Origin of the sequence: Brevundimonas sp. SL161, from assembly GCF_049896985.1 — a bacterium.
GTDB lineage: Bacteria > Pseudomonadota > Alphaproteobacteria > Caulobacterales > Caulobacteraceae > Brevundimonas.
Window position 1 is genome coordinate 82,687 of record NZ_JAFCVJ010000009.1, and the last position, 20,300, is coordinate 102,986.

Genomic DNA, 20,300 nt, shown 5'->3' on the forward strand with positions numbered 1-20,300 from the left:
TAACGACAAGTCTGAGGCCAAGCTTAACGGGTTGGCGGAAGTATCGCGCGATGTCCATCCGCAAACGCCTTCTGGGTCTGGCCTTCGCCTCGTCGGACCTCCTGCTGGAGATCGACAGAGACGGCCGGATCACGTTCGGGCTGGGATCCGGTCCCTCTGCTCAGACGTCGGCGGAATCCCTTATCGGCAGCTCCCTTTTCGACGGCATCGGCAAGGCCAGCGCCAAGCTCCTCGAGCGGGTCGTGGCCGATCTTGCCGCCGGCTCGCGATCCGCCCCGGTCGAAGTGCTCTTTAGGTCCGGCGATGACCGCGTGCGCCGGGCGACAATACGGCTTTTCGGGTTGCCGGACCTCGCACCGAACATCTCGATCTCGGTGGCTTGGGAGGGCCCGGCCTATGCGCTCCACGATCCTCACGCGCGGCCGGCGCTGACGCCGGGCGCCTTCCTGGATCGCGCCCGCGACCTGCTGACGGCGCCCGACGCCTCGGCGGACATGACGGTCGCCTTCGTCGATGTCGTCGGTCTCGCGGCGGCCGAAGGCCTTGGCGAGGCGGGCCAACGCCTGACGGCGAGGGTCGAGGCCGCGCTCCAGGCGGCTTCGATCGACGGAGCCAGCGCCGGCAAACTCGGCCCGGAGCGTTTCGCCATGTTGCGCGACCGCACGATCGCCCATGACCTCGCCGGGGAGATGCGTGAACTGGGCCTCAGCGAGGGCCTGACGCTCGATGTCGCCGCGACGGACGTGGGCACGGAGACCGGCGGCAACACCCTGAACACCCTCCGGGCGCTGCGCTTCGCTGTCGAAGGCTGCCTGAACGGCGGCGCGGGCGGGCCCGAGCTATCGTTCACCGCATCCCTGTCCCGCACGCTCAAGGATGCCGACGCCTTCAGGGCCATGGCGCGCGATCGTAGTTTCGATCTTCACTACCAGCCGATCGTCGACCTGAAGACCGGCGGGGTCCATCATTTCGAGGCGCTGGCGCGCTTCAAGGGTTCCGCCGGGCCGGCGGACACCATCCGGATGGCGGAAGAACTCGCCCTGATTGACGCCTTCGACATCGCGGTGGCGGAAAAGGCTCTCAGCCGGCTCCGGCGCCCCGGCGCCGGTCTCATGAAGTTCGCGGTCAATGTCTCCGGGGCTTCGCTGGCCGACGACCGCTATGTGCAGGCCGTCCTGCGAATGACGGCGTCCAAGCCCGACGAGAGACGCCGCTTGATCGTCGAAGTGACCGAGTCCGCCGCCCTGGCGGATATCGAGTCCGCCAACCGCCGACTGGGCGCGCTACGCGCGGCCGGCATCAGGGTCTGTATTGACGATTTCGGAGCCGGCTCGGCCTCCTATGACTACCTGCGCGGCCTCTCGGTCGACACGGTCAAGATCGATGGACGGTTCGTGGAGGGGATCCAGACCGACTCTCGCGCCCGGACGATGATCGGCCATCTGGTCGACCTCTGTCGCTCGATGAAGGTCGAAACCATCGCCGAGATGATCGAGACCGAGGACGTGGCGGACATCCTGCGCGATCTCGGCGTGAATCAGGGGCAAGGTTGGCTGTTCGGCAAGGCCGAAGCCGAACCGCGCACCGTGCTGGCCTATGGCGAGCCGGCCGCCGCCGTCCGACGCGTGGGCGCCGTTTTCGGCTGGGGCTGACGGAACGCCGCGAAGCGTGACAGGTCAGGCCGCCGGCATCCGGAGGTCGCCTTGGTCCGCCCCATCCTCGCCGCAACCGTCCTGATCCGGCCATCGATTCCAGGTGCTTGCCGACGATTGCACGCTCCGGACGACCGAAATCGCCGAACGGATCTGCCCGACGTAGACGACCGCTACATCGGGGGTGTCGAGGACATCCCCTGCGTCGTCCCCCTGAACACCCGCGCCGCGCTGCTGGATTGACAGCATCTGGCGGCAGCGCCTTGATGTTCCCATATTGTTCTTGCTGATATCCCCGGATCAGTTCCCATATAGCGTTGTCGCTCCGGACCTCGTCCGGTCTCCCGCGTTCCCGGCCCCCGTTTCCTGGCAGCATGACCGAAAAGCACAACTTCATCCGCGTGCGCGGCGCCCGCGAGCACAATCTCAAGGGTGTGGATGTCGACATCCCGCGCGAGAAGCTGGTCGTCATGACCGGCCTGTCGGGGTCGGGCAAATCCTCACTCGCCTTCGACACCATCTATGCCGAGGGCCAGCGCCGCTATGTCGAGTCGCTCAGCGCCTATGCGCGCCAGTTCCTGGAGCTGATGGGCAAGCCGGACGTCGACCTGATCGAGGGCCTGTCGCCGGCCATCTCGATCGAACAGAAGACGACGTCGAAGAACCCGCGCTCGACCGTCGGCACGGTGACCGAGATCCACGACTATATGCGTCTGCTGTGGGCGCGCGTCGGCGTGCCCTACTCGCCTGCGACCGGCCTGCCGATCGAAAGCCAGACCATCTCCATGATGGTCGACAAACTGGGCGCCCTGCCAGAGGGCGAGCGCCTGCTGCTGCTGGCCCCGGTCATCAGGGGTCGCAAGGGCGAATACAAGAAGGAGATGGCCGAGTGGCAGCGCTCGGGTTTCCAGCGTCTGAAGATCGACGGGGCCTTCTACGCCATCGAGGACGCGCCGACGCTCGACAAGAAATTCAAGCACGACATCGACATCGTCGTGGACCGGATCGTCACCAAGGCGGGTCTTGAGGCGCGCTACGCCGACAGCCTGCAGACCGCGCTCGGTCTGGCCGACGGCATCGCCGTCGCGGAATGGGCCAATGCCGAGGAAGGCCAGGAACCGCGCCGGATCACCTTCTCCGAGAAGTTCGCCTGCCCCGTCTCCGGCTTCACCATCGCCGAGATCGAGCCGCGGCTGTTCTCGTTCAACAATCCGTTTGGCGCCTGTCCGGTCTGCGACGGCCTGGGGGTCAAGCTGGCCTTCGACGCCGACCTGGTCATCCCGGACCGCGACAAGACCCTGCACAAGGGCGCGGTAGCCCCGTGGTCGCGCGGCCCCTCGCCGCTCTACACCCAGACCCTGCAGGCGCTTGCGCTCCACTACGGCTTCTCGATGGACAAGCCGTGGCGCGAGCTGCCCGAGAAGGCCCAGTCCGTCATCCTGAACGGCACGGGCTCGGAGAAGATCAAGTTCGTCTATGACGACAACGCCCGGAAATACGAGGTCTCCAAACCGTTCGAGGGGGTCGTGCCCAACCTCGACCGCCGCTGGCGCGAGACCGACAGCGCATGGGTCCGCGAGGAACTGGGCCGGTTCCAGTCAGAAACGCCGTGCGACGCCTGCGGCGGCAAGCGGCTGAAGCCCGAGGCCCTGGCGGTGAAGATCGCCGGCAACGACATCGCCGAGATCTCCATGCTGTCGATCAGGAAGGCCTACGACTGGGTCAGCGCCCTGCCCGACCAGCTGACCGACAAGCAGATGGAGATCGGCCGCCGCATCCTTAAGGAGATCAGCGACCGGCTGCGCTTCCTGAACAATGTCGGCCTCGACTATCTCAGCCTGTCGCGGTCGTCCGGCACCCTGTCCGGCGGCGAGAGCCAGCGCATCCGCCTGGCCTCCCAGATCGGCTCGGGCCTGACCGGCGTGCTCTATGTACTGGATGAGCCGTCGATCGGCCTGCACCAGCGCGACAACAGCCGGTTGCTGGAGTCCCTCCGGGGTCTGCGCGATCTCGGCAACTCCGTCCTCGTCGTCGAACACGACGAGGAGGCGATCATGACCGCCGACTATGTCATCGACATGGGGCCGGCCGCCGGCGTCCACGGCGGCGAGATCTGCGCCGAGGGCACGCCCGAAGAGGTCATGGCCAATCCGAAGTCCCTGACCGGCAAATACCTGACCGGCGAGCGTGAGATCGAACTGCCGCCGGAAGGCCGCCGTCCGATCGACCGCAAGAAGATGCTCAGGATCTCGGGCGCGACCGGCAACAATCTGAAGGCGGTCACGGGCGAAATCCCCGTCGGCCTGTTCACCTGCGTCACCGGGGTGTCGGGGGGCGGCAAGTCGACCTTTACGATCGAGACCCTCTACAAGGCTGCCGCGCGCCGGCTTCACAACGCCTCCGACGCCCCGGCCCCCTTCGATCGGATCGAGGGGCTGGAGCATTTCGACAAGGTCATCGACATCGACCAGTCGCCCATCGGCCGCACCCCGCGCTCCAACCCGGCCACCTATACCGGCGCCTTCGGGCCCATCCGCGACTGGTACGCGGGCCTGCCGGAATCCAAGGCGCGCGGCTATGGGCCCGGGCGGTTCAGCTTCAACGTCAAGGGCGGGCGCTGCGAGGCCTGTCAGGGCGATGGCCTGATCAAGATCGAGATGCATTTCCTGCCCGACGTCTATGTCACCTGCGACGTCTGCAAGGGCAAGCGATACAACCGCGAGACGCTGGAGATCGTCTTCAAGGGCAAGAGCATATCCGACGTGCTGGACATGACGGTCGAGGAGGCCGGCCACTTCTTCAAGGCCGTGCCGCCGATCCGCGACAAGATGCTGACCCTGTCACGAGTCGGCCTCGACTACGTCAAGGTCGGCCAGTCTGCGACGACCCTGTCGGGGGGCGAGGCCCAACGGGTCAAGCTGTCCAAGGAGCTGTCGAAACGGGCGACCGGCAAGACCCTCTACATCCTCGATGAGCCCACCACAGGCCTGCATTTCGAGGACATCCGCAAACTGCTGGAGGTGCTGCAGGAACTGGTCGAGGCCGGCAACACGATCGTGGTGATCGAACACAATCTCGATGTCATCAAGATCGCCGACTATCTGCTGGACTTCGGCCCCGAGGGCGGCGACGGCGGCGGCGAGATCGTCGCGGTGGGCACCCCCGAACAGGTCGCGGCGAACGAGGCGAGCTGGACCGGCAAATACCTCAAGGAGGTGCTGGACCGGCACGAGACCCGCCGCAAGGCGCGGGTCGCCGCACTCACCGCAGAAGCCCCGGTGAAGAAGGCCCGAGCCAGGGCCGGCGCCTGAGGATCAGGTCGCGGGCGCCTCGGCGCGCGCGACCGGTTCCGGCGTTGCGTGGCCCTTGAACGGTCCACGCAGGACGACCCAGACGCTGGCCCCCAGCAGGATGGCGGTCGTCACCACGCTGGCTTCGGGTCCGAAGGTCGCGCCGGTCAGCCACCAGGGCGCGCCCGCCGTGGTCGTCAGGTCGACGAACAGGGGGGTGACGTCGATGACGTGTCCCGATACCTCCAGGCCGAAACCCAGACCCAGCAGCCAGTTCCAGGCCGCATGCCAGCCGCACACGCCCCACAGCGAGCCCTCACGCGCCGCATAGAGGCCGATGAAGGTGCCGAACAGGACGATGTTCACGACGCCCAGCGCCAGCTCCGGCGTCGGGTCCGTGTTGCCGGCATGGGCCAGGCCGAACAGGACGGCGTTGACGATCAGGGCGATGACCAGGCCGTGGCGCGAGGCGATCAGCTGCATCAGCCATCCCCGGAACACGATCTCCTCGGCCGAGCCCTGGACGATAAAACCCAGCAACAGGGCGCCGATGGGCAGGAGCGCCGCGACCGCGCCGGCCTTGGCGAACACGCCGCCGCTTTCGATGCGATAGCCGCCGACAACCCAGATCAGGCCGATCGTCACCAGCAGGAAACCCAACCCGATCGCATAGCCGCGCAGGAAGCGCTTCAGGCCATGCTGGTTGAAGCCGATGGTCGACAGCGGCCGCCGCTCGAACAAGACGACCCAGGCGATCAGCAGCGCCGCCGTCAGGCCGAAAAAGACGACCAGCTGATAGAGCTCGCTGGTCCACCCCATCCGGGAATTCAGCCCCGTGAGCTTGGCGATCAGGACCGCGATCAGCGGCCCGCCAATCAGGAAGACTGCGGCGAGAACCACCGCGGCCACGCTCCATGTGCGTCGATGACGCGCCAGCCTCGGCGCGTAGAGTTCAATTCCGGCCATCTGGGGTCCCCCGCCCTGTTTCCATGACGCTATCCGCCCGGTCGCACCGCGCCAAGTTACCCTTGCGACAGAAAGCCTAGTCCTGCGGCAGACCCTTCAGGTCGCGATAGGCGGCCGAAAACGGCGCATAGACCACCGCGATCTGGAGCGCTGAGAAGATGGCGTTGACCACGCCCCAGCCGATCAGGCCGGCTCCGGCGGCCTGCAGGATCTGCGCCGTCGACTGGCCGTCCATCGTCGCCAGTTGCTGGATTCCGCCGGTCGCCAGCGTGATGGGCAGGGCGATGATCGTGCCCAGCAGGGTGACGAGGATCGACATGATGAAGGCGATGACCGCCATGCCCAGCAGCGGCAAGGCGTGGCCCTTGGTCATGGCGAAGGATGCGAACGGCGCGATCCGCTTTTCGGCCACGGTCAGAGGGATGGCCATGCTGAGGCGGATCGCCAGCCAGAAGAGGACAACGCAGGCGCCGAGGCCGACCAGGACCCCGACGAGGATGCCAACGCCTGCATTGGCCTGCGCGGCCAGTCCGGCCAGCACTCCCACGACCCCGAACAGAACGATGGAAACAGCGAAGAAGACGATGCCCAGAATCACCGAGACAGCGAGTACCCGCAACTCATCGCCACCGAGGCGCACGTAGCCGAAGCCCTTCTCGGCGGGAAACAGGACCGCGCGCGCGACGGCGGCGTTCAGCACGGCGCCGATCACGAGCCCAAGCGGCAGGGCGAGGGCCATGAAGCCCAGATAGGTCTGGCCCAGGGCTTCCAGCTCCTGCGCGCTGGGCTGCGCGCCCTCCAGGCTCTCTGTCGTCGCCATCAGGGTCGCCAGCGAGCCGCCGAACAACCCGAAGAAGGCGGCGAAGAAGATCAGATAGGCCAGACTCCAGAACACAATCGCCAGCGGATGGCGGCGCACCACGCGAAAGCCTTCGAAGGCTGCCTCGGTCGCTGAAAAGGTCATCGATTCCCTCCGTGAATCCCTATTGGGATGGTTGTAGCGTATCGACGGGCGGCGCGTCTTCGACGATCGCGGCCGGCGCGGGAATGCCGTCCAGAAGTTGGCGAGCAGCCACCACGCCGGGGGCGGCATACAGGGCCATCACCCAGCCGAACCCGAGCGACATCGGAATCACGGTCCCCAGCGCCGGTAGCAGCATCGGCCGCAGCAAAGGCTCCAGGTCCGCGACGCTGTCGATATCATGCGGCCAGACCAGGCCCTGACCGAAGAACCCGGCCGCCAGGATCGCGCCGACCGCGGCGTAGATCAGGATCGTGCTGATCATGTAGATGATCCAGATCACCAGGTTCAGGCCCAGCAGCTTCCACATCTGGCCCCGCGCGATTGCCCAGCCTTCGGTGAAGGCGAACCGCTTCAGGATCAGGCTGGCCGGCGCGATCAGCGACACCCTCAACCACCCCCAGACCGACAGTGCGAAGACCAGCAGGCCATAGGCGATGAGCACGCCGATAGTTGTGGCATGGCCCTGGCTCCACAGCGCCAGGCCGATGCCGACCCCGATCAGAACCATGACGATCAGGACGATGTACCAGATGAAGAAGACCGCAATCATCGTCACGGCGACCCGGACCTCGTCCATGCCCAGTCGCAGGAACAGGAAAGGATCGCCACGGCCGGGCGAGAGGGTCGCGCGGGCCGCCGCCGTCCAGGTCAGCAGCATGACCAGGTACATGGCTACGTTCATGCCGTTGACCGTCGCCTGCAGCCGGATCGTCTCCGTCAGATAGGTGTCGAACGCCGCCTCTCTGTCCGGAGCGACGATCATCGAGCCCAGGGCGGGGATCATCAGGCTGTAAAAGGCCGCGATCAGCGCCGCCATTATCAGGCCCCAGACGAACAGGCTCAGCGGCCGCCGGCGCAGCAGCACAAACGGAGCGCCGACGGCGTCGTTGAAGGAAAAACCCGGCTTCATCGCGTCGTCTCCATCATTTCGGTTCGTCGGGGGACCAGTATTCCAACTGTCGATAGGCCGCGCCGAGGAAGCCGATCGTCAGCGGCAGTTGCAGCCCCACCAGGCCCACGACCCAGGCGACCTGACCCGCCACGCCGGTCAGCATCCCGGTCCCGATCAGCGTCAGCAGCACGATCTTGGGCAGGGCCGTCGCGATCAGTCCCGCCAGCAGCGGCCAGAAACTGCCGTAGGCGATGCCCATCGAGTTCAGCGATACCATCTGGCGTCGTCCCAGGGTGGCGGGCACGAACAACGACAGCCGCACGAGGAGCAGCAGCGGAATGGCCACCGCCCCCGCAGCGAGCACCGCCAGCACGCCGAGCTTCCACGGCGCGCCCACGGCGGCCCAGTTCCGCGCCTGGATGGCCTGAACGTTCAACTCCGCCATACCGAAGATCGCCAGAACGACCAGCGTCAGGATCGCCACGATCATGGACAGGAACAGCAGACACAGCAGCAGGGCGCCGACCAGACGCGCCTCGGGCGGCTTCGCCTGCAGACCCAGCGGCCCCAGACCCAGCGCGCGCGCCTCGGTCACGTCGTCACGAATAGACAGGCGGGCCAACGCTCCGACCGCGACCAGGGCGGTTGCCCCTGCCGCCAGCGCCCATGCCCACCGCATCAAACCCTCGATAGGCCAGACGACAGGCAGCAACCAGAGCACCGCACACAGACCCAACGCCCCGGCCGCACCCGACCACAGCCGAGGCAGAGCGCGCACCGTCGTCCCCAGCGCGGCCTGAAGGTTCAGGCGCCGGCCTCCGACATCCTTGTTGCTCATCAAGCCCCCTCGCCGAGCGTTCGGCCGATCATAGCGGGCGATACCACACGCCGACCAGACGCCTGCTGACGAACACCATTCCCGTGTCTAAGAAGCCGCATGACTGACCTCTCCCCTATCCACGTGATCGGCGGCGGCCTCGCCGGATCCGAAGCCGCCTGGCAGATCGCCTCGGCCGGCGTCCCCGTCGTCCTGCACGAGATGCGCGGCGTGCCGGGCATCAAGACCGACGCCCACCATACCGACGGTCTGGCCGAACTGGTCTGCTCCAACTCCTTCCGCTCCGACGACTGGGAGCACAATGCCGTGGGCCTGCTGCACGCCGAGATGCGGGCGCTCGGTTCGATCATCATGTCCTGCGGCGATGCGCATCAGGTACCCGCCGGCGGCGCCCTGGCCGTCGACCGCGACGGATTCTCCCATGCCGTGACCGCCAAACTGGAGGCCCATCCGCTGGTCACGATCCAGCGCGAGGAGATCGCCGGCCTGCCGCCCGAAGAGTGGGACAGCGTCATCGTCGCCACCGGCCCCCTGACCTCCCCGGCCCTGGCCGAGGCCATCCTGAAACTGACCGGCGAGGAGAGCCTGAGCTTCTTCGACGCCATCGCCCCCATCGTCCACGCGGAGTCGATCGACTTCGACATCGCCTGGCGTCAGTCGCGCTACGACAAGGAGGGTCCGGGCGGAGACGCTGCCGCCTACGTGAACTGCCCGATGAACAAGCAACAGTATGACGCCTTCGTCGACGCCCTGATCGACGGCCCCAAGGCCGAGTTCAAGGAATGGGAGAACGTCCCCTATTTCGACGGCTGCCTGCCCATCGAGGTCATGGCCGAACGCGGTCGCGAGACCCTGCGCCACGGCCCGATGAAGCCCGTCGGCCTGACCAATCCGCGCGATCCGCTGGTCAAGGCCCACGCCATCGTCCAGCTGCGTCAGGACAATGCACTGGGTACATTGTTCAACATCGTCGGCTTCCAGACCAAGCTGAAGCACGGCGCCCAGGCTGAGACCTTCCGCATGATCCCGGGCCTGCACAACGCCCAGTTCGCGCGGCTCGGCGGCCTGCACCGCAACACCTATCTGAACAGCCCGCAGTTGCTGGACCGCCAATTGCGGATGAAGTCGATGCCGCGCCTCCGCTTCGCCGGTCAGGTCACGGGCGTGGAAGGCTATGTCGAAAGCGCGGCCACCGGTCTGCTCGCCGGCCGTCTCGCCGCCGCCGAGCGGCTCGGCAAGCCGCTGGAAGCGCCGGAAGCCCACACCGCCATCGGCGCCCTGGTCGAACACATTACCGGCGGCCATCTGGCGGGCTCGAAGTTCCAGCCGATGAATATCAACTATGGACTTTTGCCCCCGCTCGAGGCGCCCAAGGTTGACGAGGCCGGGGTCAAGATCCCGATGAAGGAACGCGGCCGGGCCAAGAAGCGGCTGATGAGCATCCGGGCCCTGCGCGCGCTGGAAGCCTGGCGGGACGCGGCCTGATCAATGCGGGATCCGGTCAAGGTCGCGATCCGACGCCGCATCAATGAGCTGTTCAACGACTATGAGCGCGGCGAGCGGCCGGCCCTGCGCCGCGCTGACGCCCTGTTCCCGACCGACGCCGTGGCCTGGCGGGTCAATGGCGACATCGTCACCATGATGATCGGCGGGGTGTCGGGCCTGCTGCTGCAGATGCTGCATCCGGCGGTGCTGGCGGGCGTCTGGGATCACTCCGACTTCCGCGCCGACATGCACGGCCGCCTGCGGCGGACGGCCAAGTTCATCGCCGTCACCACCTTTGACCATGCCTCGGCCGGTCAGGCGGCCATCGACCGGGTCAAGGGCATCCATCGCAAGCTCGGCGGGACCCTGCCCGACGGAACGCCCTATCGCGTCGACGACCCGGCCCTGCTGGCCTGGGTCCATGTGACGGAGATCAAGAGCTTCCTCGACGCCTGGATCCGCTATCAGCATCCGCAGATGTCGATGGCGGATCAGGACGCCTATTTCGACGAGATGGCCCGCATAGGGCTGGGCCTCGGTGCCGACCCCGTGCCCCGCAATCGCGCAGAGGCGGAGGCCCTGATCCAGTCGATACGGCCGCAGTTGCAGGCCGACGCCCGCACGCGCGAGGTCGCCGCCCTCGTCATGGGCCAGAGGATCGGCGGCCCGGCCGAGGGCGTCGCTGCCGGTCTGGTCATGGCCGCCGGCGCGGACCTGTTGCCGGACTGGGCGCGCGCCATGCACGGACTCCCGGCGGCGCTACCCGCCCAGCGATTCGGCGCACGCTCCCTGGCCCGCACCCTGGCCTGGGTCTATCAGGGCTCGCCCAACCGCGAGATCTGGCCCGATCAGGTCCACGTCTGGCCCGAGTAGCTAGGCCAGCCAGAACCAGACGCACAGGGCGAACTGCGCCGCGGTCGCCAGCACAAGGCCCGCGACCAGCATCAGCTCGACCCGATCCGGCCGCCGAACGGGCGCGCTCCTGGAGGGAGACGGGGCTTTGGACACGGCGGGAAAGGGGTGAACGCTCAACGACTCGGCTCCGGCGACCCCCCGACAGTACACGATTCGGATCACCACTTGAGCGGGGCGCAGCGGACGTCGATCTCTACCTCTACGTGCTTGGCGTCCGCTTCTATTGCAGTCGCGCCCGCCTCAGGTCCTGAAGATTGGCCGAGCCGGTGCAGAAACACGTGGTGCGCAACTGGCGGATGACGATCTGGAAATGCTCGACCACCGCCTCGGTCGAGAGGGTCGCGGCCTTGAGCACGCCGGCCGCCTGACCGACGATGTCGGCGCCCAGCCGGATGGCCCTGGCCGCATCGACGCCGTCGCGGACCCCGCCCGATCCGATCAGGACCATGTCCGGACAGGCCGCCCGCGCCTGGGCGATCGCCACGGCGGTTGGAATGCCCCAGTCGGCGAAGGCCAGCGCATGCGCCTTGTCGGCCGGATGGGCCGCCCTCTCACCCTCGATCAGCCCCCAGTTCGCCCCGCCCGCTCCGGCCACATCGAGCCCGGCCACGCCCATCTCCGCCAGACGTCGCGCCGTCGCCGCCGACAGACCGGCGCCCGTCTCCTTGACGACGACCGGCGCGTCCAACCGTCGCACCAGCGCCTCAAGCGCCGCGCCGACGCCCCACCAATCACGGTCGCCCTCGGGCTGACAGGCTTCCTGCAGCGGGTTCAGATGGACGATCAGGGCGTCGGCCCCGATCATGTCGACGACCCGCCGCGCCTCCTCGAGGCCGAAGCCCCGCGTCAGCTGGGCCGCGCCGATATTGGCCAGGATCGGCATGTCCGGCGCCCGCCGGCGCAGAGACTGGTCCAGACCGCTCGCCCCGCCCTCAAGCGCGGCCCGCTGGGAGCCCACCGCCAGGGCGATACCCAGCGCCTGCGCCGCCTCGGCCAGATGAGCGTTGATCGTCTCGGCCCGGGCGGGTCCGCCGGTCATCGAACTGATCAGCAGCGGCGCCTTCAGTCGTCGGCCGAGGAAGTCAGCGCCGAGGTCGATCTTGGCGTGATCCAGATCCGGCAGGGCCTCATGCACGAAGCGGATCGCATCGAACCCGGCGTCGTGCGCATGCCGGCCGCCGCCCGCCAGAACGACGTCCAGATGCTGGTCCTTGCGGTCGCGGATCACGTCGTCGGCCATGCAAGACTGCTTAGCGGCATGACGCCACGGTTGGAACAGCGGCCGCGCAGGCGTATCCTGCCGCCCATGCTTCCCGTGTGGTTCACCCTGCTGACCCTGGCCGTCTTCTTCCTCATGGAGGGCGTCGCCTGGTGGACGCATCGCTATGTCATGCACGGGCCCCTGGGATGGGGGTGGCACCGCGATCACCACGAGCCCCACGACAAGACGTTCGAGACCAACGACATCTATGGCGTCGTCGGCGCGATCGTGGGGACGGGCCTGTTCGTCATCGCCTGGCTGACGGGTCTGTGGTGGGTGCGGGCCATAGCGCTGGGGGTGACCCTGTACGGCGCCGTCTACGCCTTCGTGCACGACGGACTGGTGCATCAGCGCTGGCCGTTTCACTGGATGCCCAAGAACGGCTACGCCCGCCGTCTGGTCCAGGCGCACAAACTGCATCACGCGGTCCAGACGCGGGAAGGCGCCGTGTCGTTCGGCTTCGTCTTCGCCCCTGACCCGCACCGCCTCAGCGCCGTCCTGAAGGCCCGCCGCACCGAACGCGCCGCCCAGGCCCCGGAGTGACAGCCTGCCGCCAGAGCGCGATCGGCCTGGGCCTCGCCGCCCTGATCGTCGGCGGCTGGGCGACGCTGCATGTCTGGGGCGTCTTCTTCCAGCCCTTGACCTGGCCGGCGGTCGCGGTCGTACCGCTGATCATCCTGACCCAGAGCTGGCTCGGCGCCGGCATGTTCATCGTCGCCCACGACGCGATGCACGGCTCGCTGGCGCCCGGCCGTCCGCGCGTGAACGCCGTGGTGGGGCAGATCTGCGTCGGGGCCTATGCCGCCTTCTCCTACCGCAAGCTCAACGGCAGCCACCATCAGCATCACCGGACGCCCGGCCAGGCCGAGGACCCGGACTTCCACGCCGCGCGACCCGAAGCCTTCGCGCCCTGGTTCTACAGCTTCTTCATGCGCTATTTCGGCGGGCGGGAGTTCGCCATCGTGACGGCTGTGCTGATCGCCTATCTGCTGATCGGCGCCCATGTCGCCAATATGATCCTGTTCTGGGCGCTACCGGCGATCCTGAGCGCCTTGCAGCTGTTCGTCTTCGGCACCTGGTTGCCGCATCGACACGACCAGGGTGCCGAGGCCTTCGCCGACCATCACAACGCCCGGACGATTCCGATGCCGTGGATCGCATCACTGCTGACCTGTTTCCACTTCGGCATGCACCACGAGCACCATCTCTCACCGGGGACGCCGTGGTGGCGGTTGCCGGACGTCCGGCGCGAAACAGTCAGACCCGGGTCCACAACCCCGGTCTAGGCGGCGGCGCCTTCCCGCGATCGAGGACCTGGGTCCAGATTGCGATCATCGCCCCCCGCCCGAACAGCCACAGCTTCATCGCCCGGCCGACCGACACCCGCTTGACCCACACCCCCGGCCCGCGTCGACGCACCTTGCGGCCGATCTCGCGATAGATGCCGCGCGCGGCCGCGATCGCCATCGAGGATCGGAACGGCAGGCCCCGCAATCCGTCCCGCGCGCTATCGTAATAGGGCTCGGCCGCCGCCAGAAGACGTTGGGTCACGGCATGCACCACCGCCCGGTTCGCCGGGTCAGCCACGGCCTGGGCCGTCGGTTCCAGCCCCGCCTCGACCAGCCAGTCCGACGGCATGTAAACGCGGCCGTCCTCGGCGTCCTCGATCACGTCGCGCGAGATATTGGTCAGCTGGAAGGCCAGACCCAGATCCTGGGCCCGGCGCAGGACCTCGGCATCGGTTACTCCCATCACGCGGGCCATCATGACCCCGACGACCCCGGCGACATGCCAGCAATAGGCCATGACGTCTTCGAGCGTCCGATAGTCCCGATGCTCCACGTCCATGGCGAAGCCGTCGATCAGATCCATCGCCCAGCGCTCCGGCAGGCGATGGCGGATGGCGACGCGCTGGAAGGCGGCAAAGGTCGGGTCAGGCATGGATTCGCCGGTCATGGCGCGCCGGGTCATGTCGTAGAGGCGGGCCAGACGTCGCTGCTGCTCCTCGACCGACAATTCCTCGTGGCCGAAGCCGTGGTCCTGTCCGTCGATCTCGTCGTCACAGGCCCGGCACCAGGCGTAGAGCAACCACGCGTCCTCGCGCACGGCCGGCTCGAACAGCCGCGAGGCGGAGCGGAAGCTCCTGGACCCTTTGGTGATCGAGGCCTTGGAGGCGGCGAGGACGGCGTCGGTCATTGGCTCTGCGCGGCCTGTTCCAGCATCAGCCCCGCCGTGGCCTTGGCCGAGCCGACCACGCCGGGGATGCCCGCCCCGGGATGGGTGCCAGCCCCGACAACATACAGGTTCGAGATGACATCGTCGCGATTGTGCGGCCGGAACCAGGCGCTCTGCGTCAGAATGGGCTCGAGCGAGAAGGCCGAGCCCAGGTGGGCGTTGAGGTCTTCCCTGAAATCGGCAGGCGTCCAGATGCGCGTCGTGACCAGATCGCGGCGCAGGTTCGGGATGTACCGTTCCTCCAGGTAGTCGATGATCTTCTCGCGATACTCCGGCCCCCTGGTCTCCCAATCGATGTCGGCGGCGCCGAGGTGCGGGACGGGCGACAAGACGTAGTGGCTGCTCATCCCCTCGGGCGCCATCGACGGGTCGGTGGCGCAGGGCGCGTGCAGATAAAGGGAAAAGTCCTCGGGCAGGGTCGGGCCGGAGAAGATTTCCGAGATCAGTTCGCGATAGCGCGGACCGAAGCAGATCGTGTGATGCGCCAGCTGCGGCTGGGGCTTTGACGTGCCGAAGTGCAGCACGAACAGCGACATCGAGAACCGCTTGGATTTCAGCGATTTTGCTTTCGCCTTTCCGCGCGGGGTCCGGCCCAGAAGCTTGTCGTAGGTGTGGACGACGTCGGCGTTCGACGCGACCATGTCGGCAGGGATCGTCTCGCCGGTGTCGAGGGTCACGCCGGTCGCCCGGTCGCCTTCGGTCTCGATGCGCTCGACGGAGGTGTTCAGGCGGACGGTCCCGCCCAGATCCTCGAACCCCTTCACCAGCCCGGCGATCAGGGCCCCGGTGCCGCCACGTGCGAACCAGACGCCGCCGCGCCGCTCCAGGGCGTGGATCAGGGCATAGACGGAACTGGTCTTGAACGGATCGCCGCCGACCAGCAGCGTATGGAAGCTGAAGGCCTGCTGCAGATGCGGGTCCTCGATGTAGCGGGCGACCATGGCGTGGACGCTGTTCCAGCTTTCCAGCCGGGCCAGCTCCGGCGCCGCCTTGATCATCGACCAGAAGGACTGGAAAGGCACCGCGCCAAGTTTGAGGTATCCCTCCTGGTACAGCTCCTCGGAATAGGCGTGGAACCGGTTGTATCCCTCGACATCGGCCGGATTGAAGGCCGCGATCTGGCGCTCCATCGCGGCCTGGTCGTCGTTGTAATCGAACGACGCCCCGTCCTCCCAGCAAAGCCGATAGAAGGGATCGACCGGCAGAAGTTCGGCATAGTCGGACAGTGACCGGCCCGTGCCTTCGAACAGGTCGGTCAGACAGTCGGGGTCGGTGATGACCGTGGGGCCCGCGTCGAAGGTGAAGCCCTGTTCCTTCCAGACGTAGGCGCGGCCGCCGGGCTTGTCGCGCTTCTCGATCAGGGTAGTCCGCACGCCCGCGCGCTGGAGGCGAATGGCCAGGGCGATGCCTCCGAAGCCGGCGCCGATCACTACCGCGCGCTTGGCCGTCACGTCTCTCATTCCGCTTTTCCTCGCCCGGATTCCCGGAGTTGCCTCAGCGCCCGACCGACGGGCACGGGGGGTTTTCCTGCCAGGATGCGGACCTTGTCCAGCGCCGTACTGGCACCTGCGTAGAAACGCCTCACCAGGGGTTCCGGCAAGCCGTAGAAGCGTCGCAGCACCTTCCACCGCTCCCTCGGCTCCGCCGCCCGGAACAACATTCTGTCGAGCAGCCGATAATGGGCGCGCCTGGCCCAGAGCGATTTCGAATATCCCTCAATCAGTGTCCGCAGAGCCGCCGAGGACAGGTCGTCGGCCTCCGCCACCAGTCGCGCCACGGCGACCGCATCCGGCAGGGAGTATCCCGTTGTCGGGTGGAACAGCGCTCCGGCCAGACCCGCGCGCGCCACCGGTGGTCCCTCGGCCCAGAAGGCGTCAATGTCGCCGTCCAGCGCGATGGGCAGGACGCCCTCCTCCTCGCCGACCACGGCCTCGACGCTCCAGCCACGCGAGCAGATGTAGGCGTCGATTCGCCGGTTCAGCAGCGCCCGGTCCAGCATCGGCCCATCGACATAATAGGTGTCCTCGACCAGCACCGTCCGCTCATCGAACGGCAGAAGATAGACGAACCGGTAGGCGTCGCCCTGACCCACCGTGGCGTCCATGATCGTCGGACGTGTCAGGCCGTGCGGCTGGGTCAGCCTTACCGTCCGGCCGACGAACAGCTGCCAGCCCAGGTCCAGATGCGGCGTCGGCGCAGGGCCCCGCGCGTCGATCACCCCGGCCGCCCCCAGCACCCGTCCGTCTGACAAGGTCACGCCGTCTGGTCGGACCTCGACCGCCCTGCCCTTGACGAGGCGGTCACCCAGCAGCGGCGCGACGGTCGCGTGCAGCCGATCGGACGTCAGGCTGTTGTACGGCGTCTGCAGCACCCGGCTCAGCCCCGGAAAAAAGACCTCATACCCGTCCGGCCAGCGGTGCGGCGTCGCGGGCTCCAGCCAGGCGCGATCCCTGGCCGGAATGTCGCCATCGAAGAAGGACCAGGTGTGCTCGCCACCCAGCCGCCCGTCCCGTTCGATCACCGCGACGCGCAAGTCCGGCCGGTCGAGCGCCAGTCGCCAGGCGATCAGGCTGGAGGCCAGACCGCCGCCGACAAGGATCAGATCATGCTCGAGCGCAGCCATGTCCGATCCTTAAACGAAAGAGGCCCCGACGCGAACGCATCGAGGCCTCCCTGAAGATGCAGTCTCTGCGTAATCCGCAGAAATCTGCGTCGCCATCGTCACCGAAATCGCCGGCTGACAGCTGGCTGCGTAGTCGAAGTCGCCGCCAACTCACCGATTGGCGGCGAACGGCAATCGACTACTCCTTGGGTTCAATCGTCAGCGCGTAGGCGCCCGACTGGCCCGAGGAGAAGCTGCGGGCGCGGATGACGTAATCGCCCTCTTCCTCGACCGCCCAGTCGACCTTGGCATGCGTGTCCGACAGGCTGTCGTCGTCCGAGACCACTGAGGTGAAGACGCCGGCCTCATCCTCGCGACCGATATCGATGAAGGCGTCGAACTCGTTGGAAACCATGGTCAAACGCAGCTTGTCGCCGGCCTTCACCGAGATCTTGTAGGCATCATAGAAGCTGCCGTCCTCGGCCAGGGCGTCGTCCTCACCCAGCGTGCCGCGCGCCGTGGCGCCGACGAGGATGCTGCCCGGCAGGGGCTGCGGACCGCGATCCAGCAGCTCCAAGGAATACAGACCGTCGGCGTCCGCATAGAGCGGCGAGGCGCGAACGATGAACTCCCCGTCGGACGGCAGGATGTAGTTCAGGCGCGAGTCCGTGCCTTCGCCCAGACCGTCGTCATCCGAGGCCAAGGCGTAGAAGTCGCCCTCCGGGCTGCCGACCTGAAGGTAGGTGTCGAAGTCGCCCGAGCGCATGATCAGCTGGATGCGGTTTCCGGCCGTTCCACTGAAGGTATAGGCGTCGAAACCGCGGCTCTCGTCGTCGCGCGGATCTTCGGCGACGATCTCGCCCTGCACCGTCGCGCCCCAGGACAAGGCGACCGGCGCCGGCAGCGGCGGCGCCTCCTCGAACGTCAGGGTGTAGGCGCCTTCGCCTTCACCGGTGAAGGCGCGGGCCTCGATCGTGTACTGGCCGTCGGACGGGATGGTGTAGGTCAGGCGGGAGTTGGTGCCCTCGCCCGCGCCGTCGTCGTCCGAATCCAGCGCATAACGACCGCCGGCTTCGTCAGAATTCTCAGAGAACAGTTCGAGATAGGTGTCGAACGCGTCCGAGTTCATGGTCGCGACGATCCGCTGGCCCGTCGTTCCGGTGAAGGCGTAGGCGTCGGCGCGCGTGCCGAAGGCGTTGCCGCCGTCGCCGGCGGCCAGCGAAGCCTCGACCGTCTCGCCGACGGCGATCGGACGCGCCACCAGCGGCGGCGGGGCCTCGGCCAGGGCCAGTTCGTAGTCGCCGTCGGCCGAACCATCCAGGGGCGCGGCGCGGATCACGTACTCGCCGTTCGAGGGGGCGGTGAAGATCAGATAGGAGTTCAGGCCGCCGGCGCCGGAGTCGTCGTTCTGGGCCAGTTCCTCAAACGCACCGCCGCGGCCCATGCGACCCACACGCACGATCGGATCGAAGTCATCGCTCTCGAGCGTGATGGCGAACCGCTCGCCCTGACGCGCCCGGAAGCTGTAGCCGTTGTAGGTGTACTCCCCGTACTGCCCGTCCTCTTCGCTCGGGCTGCGGTCGCTGATCGCGCCGTCGACGTCGTCGCCCAGTCGGATGGTGGTCGGGCGCGGCGCCCGGGGCGCGGGCCCGCGATCAGTCACCTGGATGGTGTAGTCGCCACCTTCCAGACCGGCCAGGGTGCGGGCGCGGATGATGTAGGTTCCGTTGTCGGCCGAGAAGCGCAGACGCGAGTTCGTGCCCTCGCCCAGCCCGTCGTCGTCCATGGCGATCGCCTCGCCCGTATCCGAGCCCTCATAGGCTTCCAGATAGGTGTCGAAGGCGTCCGACCGCATCGTGACTTCCAGTCGCTGGCTGTCGCGCGCCTGGATCGACCAGGTGTCGTAAAGGTACTGGCCGAGCTCCTCGCTATCGACCTTGGTGTCCTCTGCAGTCAGCTGACCGTTGACCGTCTGGCCGACGCGCAGCGGCGCGGCGTCCTGGGCCGCGGCCTGGCCGGCGGCGAACAGCGCGATCACGCTGACGGTCATGATGAAGGTAGAGCGGCGCATTGGAAGTCCCCTGTTCTGTGGAGGGAACATAGACGCTGAACCGTGACGCCTGTAAATCGCCCGGACCTTATCGAATCCTGACGAAAGAGGGCCTCCCATGGCCGGACCCGACACGCGCGCGGCGATCATCGACGGCAAGGCCTTCGCCTCCGGTTTGGTGGAGCGGGTCGCCGCCGCCTCGGCGCGGCTGGAGGCGACCCACGGGCTCAAGCCGGGCCTGGCCGTGGTCATCGTCGGCGAGGACCCAGCCAGCCAGATCTACGTCCGCAACAAGGGCGAGACGACCACCCGCGCCGGGATGCGTTCGGATACCCACCGCCTGCCCGACAAGACCAGCCAGGCCGAACTGCTGGCCCTGGTCGGGACACTGAACGCTGACGCCGGCATCCACGGCATCCTGGTCCAGTTGCCTCTGCCCGCGCGGATCGATTCCTCGGCGGTGCTCGGCGCGATCGACCCGGACAAGGACGTGGATGGGTTCCATGTCGTCAACGCCGGGCGACTGGCGGTTGGACTGCCCGGTCTCGTGCCCTGCACCCCCCTGGGTTCGACCATGCTGCTGAAGCATCAGCTCGGCGACCTGTCGGGCCTGAACGCCGTCATCGTCGGGCGCTCGAACATCGTGGGCAAGCCGATGGCCCAGTTGCTGCTGGCCGAGAATTGCACCGTCACCATCGCCCACTCGCGCAGCCGCGACCTGCCGGCCCTTTGCCGCGCCGCCGACATCCTGGTCGCCGCCGTGGGCCGGCCGGAGATGATCCGGGGCGACTGGATCAAGCCAGGCGCGACCGTGATTGACGTCGGCATCAACCGCGTCCCCTCCGCTGACCCGGTCAAGGCGGCCGAGGGCAGGACACGAGTCGTCGGCGACGTCGCCTTTGCTGAGGCCGTCACGGTCGCCGGGGCGATCACGCCCGTCCCGGGAGGCGTTGGCCCGATGACCATCGCCTGCCTCCTGGCCAACACCTACAACGCCGCCTGCCGCGCGGCCGGGATCGAGCCGGAACGTCTGGACGCTTGAAGCGCCGTCACGAACCGCTGATAGTCCCGGAGTGATCTGCGGCGATCG

Annotated in this window: 18 protein-coding genes; 8 read left to right on the forward strand and 10 right to left on the reverse strand. The window is 67.5% G+C overall.

What is annotated here, in order from left to right; all coding sequences use genetic code 11:
* The first annotated feature begins 50 nt into the window (after positions 1-50).
* From ACP7AU_RS08700 to uvrA, 3 genes are all read left to right on the forward strand, one after another.
* Entirely contained in the window at positions 51-1,652 is a 1,602-nt protein-coding gene (locus ACP7AU_RS08700; RefSeq protein WP_426051148.1) for an EAL domain-containing protein, read from the forward strand.
* Between the two features lie 51 nt (positions 1,653-1,703).
* A complete protein-coding gene (locus tag ACP7AU_RS08705; protein ID WP_426051149.1) occupies positions 1,704-1,895 on the forward strand; it encodes a hypothetical protein in 192 nt (63 codons plus the stop codon).
* A 131-nt stretch (positions 1,896-2,026) separates the two neighbouring features.
* The gene (gene uvrA, locus ACP7AU_RS08710) at positions 2,027-4,963 is read left to right on the forward strand and encodes an excinuclease ABC subunit UvrA (RefSeq protein WP_426051150.1); all 2,937 of its coding nucleotides are present in this window, start codon (positions 2,027-2,029) and stop codon (positions 4,961-4,963) included.
* A 3-nt stretch (positions 4,964-4,966) separates the two neighbouring features.
* Here the strand turns inward: uvrA and ACP7AU_RS08715 are convergent, their stop codons facing one another.
* The 4 genes from ACP7AU_RS08715 to ACP7AU_RS08730 all read right to left on the reverse strand — a co-directional run bounded on the left by ACP7AU_RS08715 (position 4,967) and on the right by ACP7AU_RS08730 (position 8,662).
* Positions 4,967-5,908, reverse strand: a complete 942-nt coding sequence (locus ACP7AU_RS08715; protein ID WP_426051151.1) for a CPBP family intramembrane glutamic endopeptidase — start codon at positions 5,906-5,908, stop codon at positions 4,967-4,969.
* Between the two features lie 76 nt (positions 5,909-5,984).
* Positions 5,985-6,872: a hypothetical protein gene (locus ACP7AU_RS08720; RefSeq protein ID WP_426039286.1), complete on the reverse strand. Its 888-nt coding sequence runs from the start codon at positions 6,870-6,872 to the stop codon at positions 5,985-5,987.
* Between the two features lie 19 nt (positions 6,873-6,891).
* Complete coding sequence (locus ACP7AU_RS08725; RefSeq protein ID WP_426051152.1) at positions 6,892-7,842, reverse strand: hypothetical protein; 951 nt, start codon at positions 7,840-7,842, stop codon at positions 6,892-6,894.
* A 13-nt stretch (positions 7,843-7,855) separates the two neighbouring features.
* On the reverse strand, positions 7,856-8,662 hold the full coding sequence (locus ACP7AU_RS08730) for a hypothetical protein (RefSeq protein WP_426051153.1): 807 nt from the start codon (positions 8,660-8,662) through the stop codon (positions 7,856-7,858).
* Between the two features lie 99 nt (positions 8,663-8,761).
* Here ACP7AU_RS08730 and trmFO point away from each other — a divergent pair, with 99 nt between their 5' ends.
* Positions 8,762-10,147, forward strand: coding sequence for a methylenetetrahydrofolate--tRNA-(uracil(54)-C(5))-methyltransferase (FADH(2)-oxidizing) TrmFO (trmFO, locus tag ACP7AU_RS08735; protein WP_426051154.1), 1,386 nt, complete (start codon positions 8,762-8,764; stop codon positions 10,145-10,147).
* 3 nt (positions 10,148-10,150) lie between these two features.
* Positions 10,151-11,020 (forward strand): oxygenase MpaB family protein, encoded by an 870-nt coding sequence (locus ACP7AU_RS08740; RefSeq protein WP_426051155.1) that lies wholly within the window; start codon positions 10,151-10,153, stop codon positions 11,018-11,020.
* Here ACP7AU_RS08740 and ACP7AU_RS08745 read toward each other — a convergent pair whose 3' ends face one another.
* Both ACP7AU_RS08745 and fni read right to left on the reverse strand, forming a co-directional pair.
* Positions 11,021-11,179, reverse strand: a complete 159-nt coding sequence (locus tag ACP7AU_RS08745; protein WP_426051156.1) for a hypothetical protein — start codon at positions 11,177-11,179, stop codon at positions 11,021-11,023.
* 103 nt (positions 11,180-11,282) lie between these two features.
* The gene (gene fni / locus ACP7AU_RS08750) at positions 11,283-12,302 is read right to left on the reverse strand and encodes a type 2 isopentenyl-diphosphate Delta-isomerase (protein ID WP_303696082.1); all 1,020 of its coding nucleotides are present in this window, start codon (positions 12,300-12,302) and stop codon (positions 11,283-11,285) included.
* Positions 12,303-12,320: 18 nt separating this feature from the next.
* Here fni and ACP7AU_RS08755 point away from each other — a divergent pair, with 18 nt between their 5' ends.
* Positions 12,321-12,866: a sterol desaturase family protein gene (locus tag ACP7AU_RS08755; RefSeq protein WP_426051157.1), complete on the forward strand. Its 546-nt coding sequence runs from the start codon at positions 12,321-12,323 to the stop codon at positions 12,864-12,866.
* Complete coding sequence (locus ACP7AU_RS08760; protein WP_426051158.1) at positions 12,863-13,609, forward strand: fatty acid desaturase; 747 nt, start codon at positions 12,863-12,865, stop codon at positions 13,607-13,609. Before ACP7AU_RS08755 ends, ACP7AU_RS08760 begins: the two co-directional genes overlap by 4 nt.
* On the opposite strand, the gene ACP7AU_RS08765 is transcribed toward ACP7AU_RS08760, so the two are convergent.
* The 4 genes from ACP7AU_RS08765 to ACP7AU_RS08780 all read right to left on the reverse strand — a co-directional run bounded on the left by ACP7AU_RS08765 (position 13,581) and on the right by ACP7AU_RS08780 (position 19,231).
* Entirely contained in the window at positions 13,581-14,519 is a 939-nt protein-coding gene (locus tag ACP7AU_RS08765; RefSeq protein ID WP_426039276.1) for a phytoene/squalene synthase family protein, read from the reverse strand. The genes ACP7AU_RS08760 and ACP7AU_RS08765 overlap by 29 nt on opposite strands.
* Complete coding sequence (locus tag ACP7AU_RS08770; RefSeq protein ID WP_426051159.1) at positions 14,516-16,018, reverse strand: phytoene desaturase; 1,503 nt, start codon at positions 16,016-16,018, stop codon at positions 14,516-14,518. Before ACP7AU_RS08770 ends, ACP7AU_RS08765 begins: the two co-directional genes overlap by 4 nt.
* A complete protein-coding gene (gene crtY, locus ACP7AU_RS08775; protein WP_426051160.1) occupies positions 16,015-17,181 on the reverse strand; it encodes a lycopene beta-cyclase CrtY in 1,167 nt (388 codons plus the stop codon). The genes ACP7AU_RS08770 and crtY overlap by 4 nt, the downstream gene beginning before the upstream one ends.
* A 178-nt stretch (positions 17,182-17,359) precedes the next feature.
* Positions 17,360-19,231, reverse strand: coding sequence for a PPC domain-containing protein (locus ACP7AU_RS08780; RefSeq protein ID WP_426051161.1), 1,872 nt, complete (start codon positions 19,229-19,231; stop codon positions 17,360-17,362).
* A gap of 97 nt (positions 19,232-19,328) precedes the next feature.
* Between ACP7AU_RS08780 and ACP7AU_RS08785 the strand changes: the two genes are divergently transcribed.
* Complete coding sequence (locus ACP7AU_RS08785; RefSeq protein ID WP_426051162.1) at positions 19,329-20,252, forward strand: bifunctional methylenetetrahydrofolate dehydrogenase/methenyltetrahydrofolate cyclohydrolase; 924 nt, start codon at positions 19,329-19,331, stop codon at positions 20,250-20,252.
* The last annotated feature ends 48 nt before the right edge of the window (positions 20,253-20,300 follow it).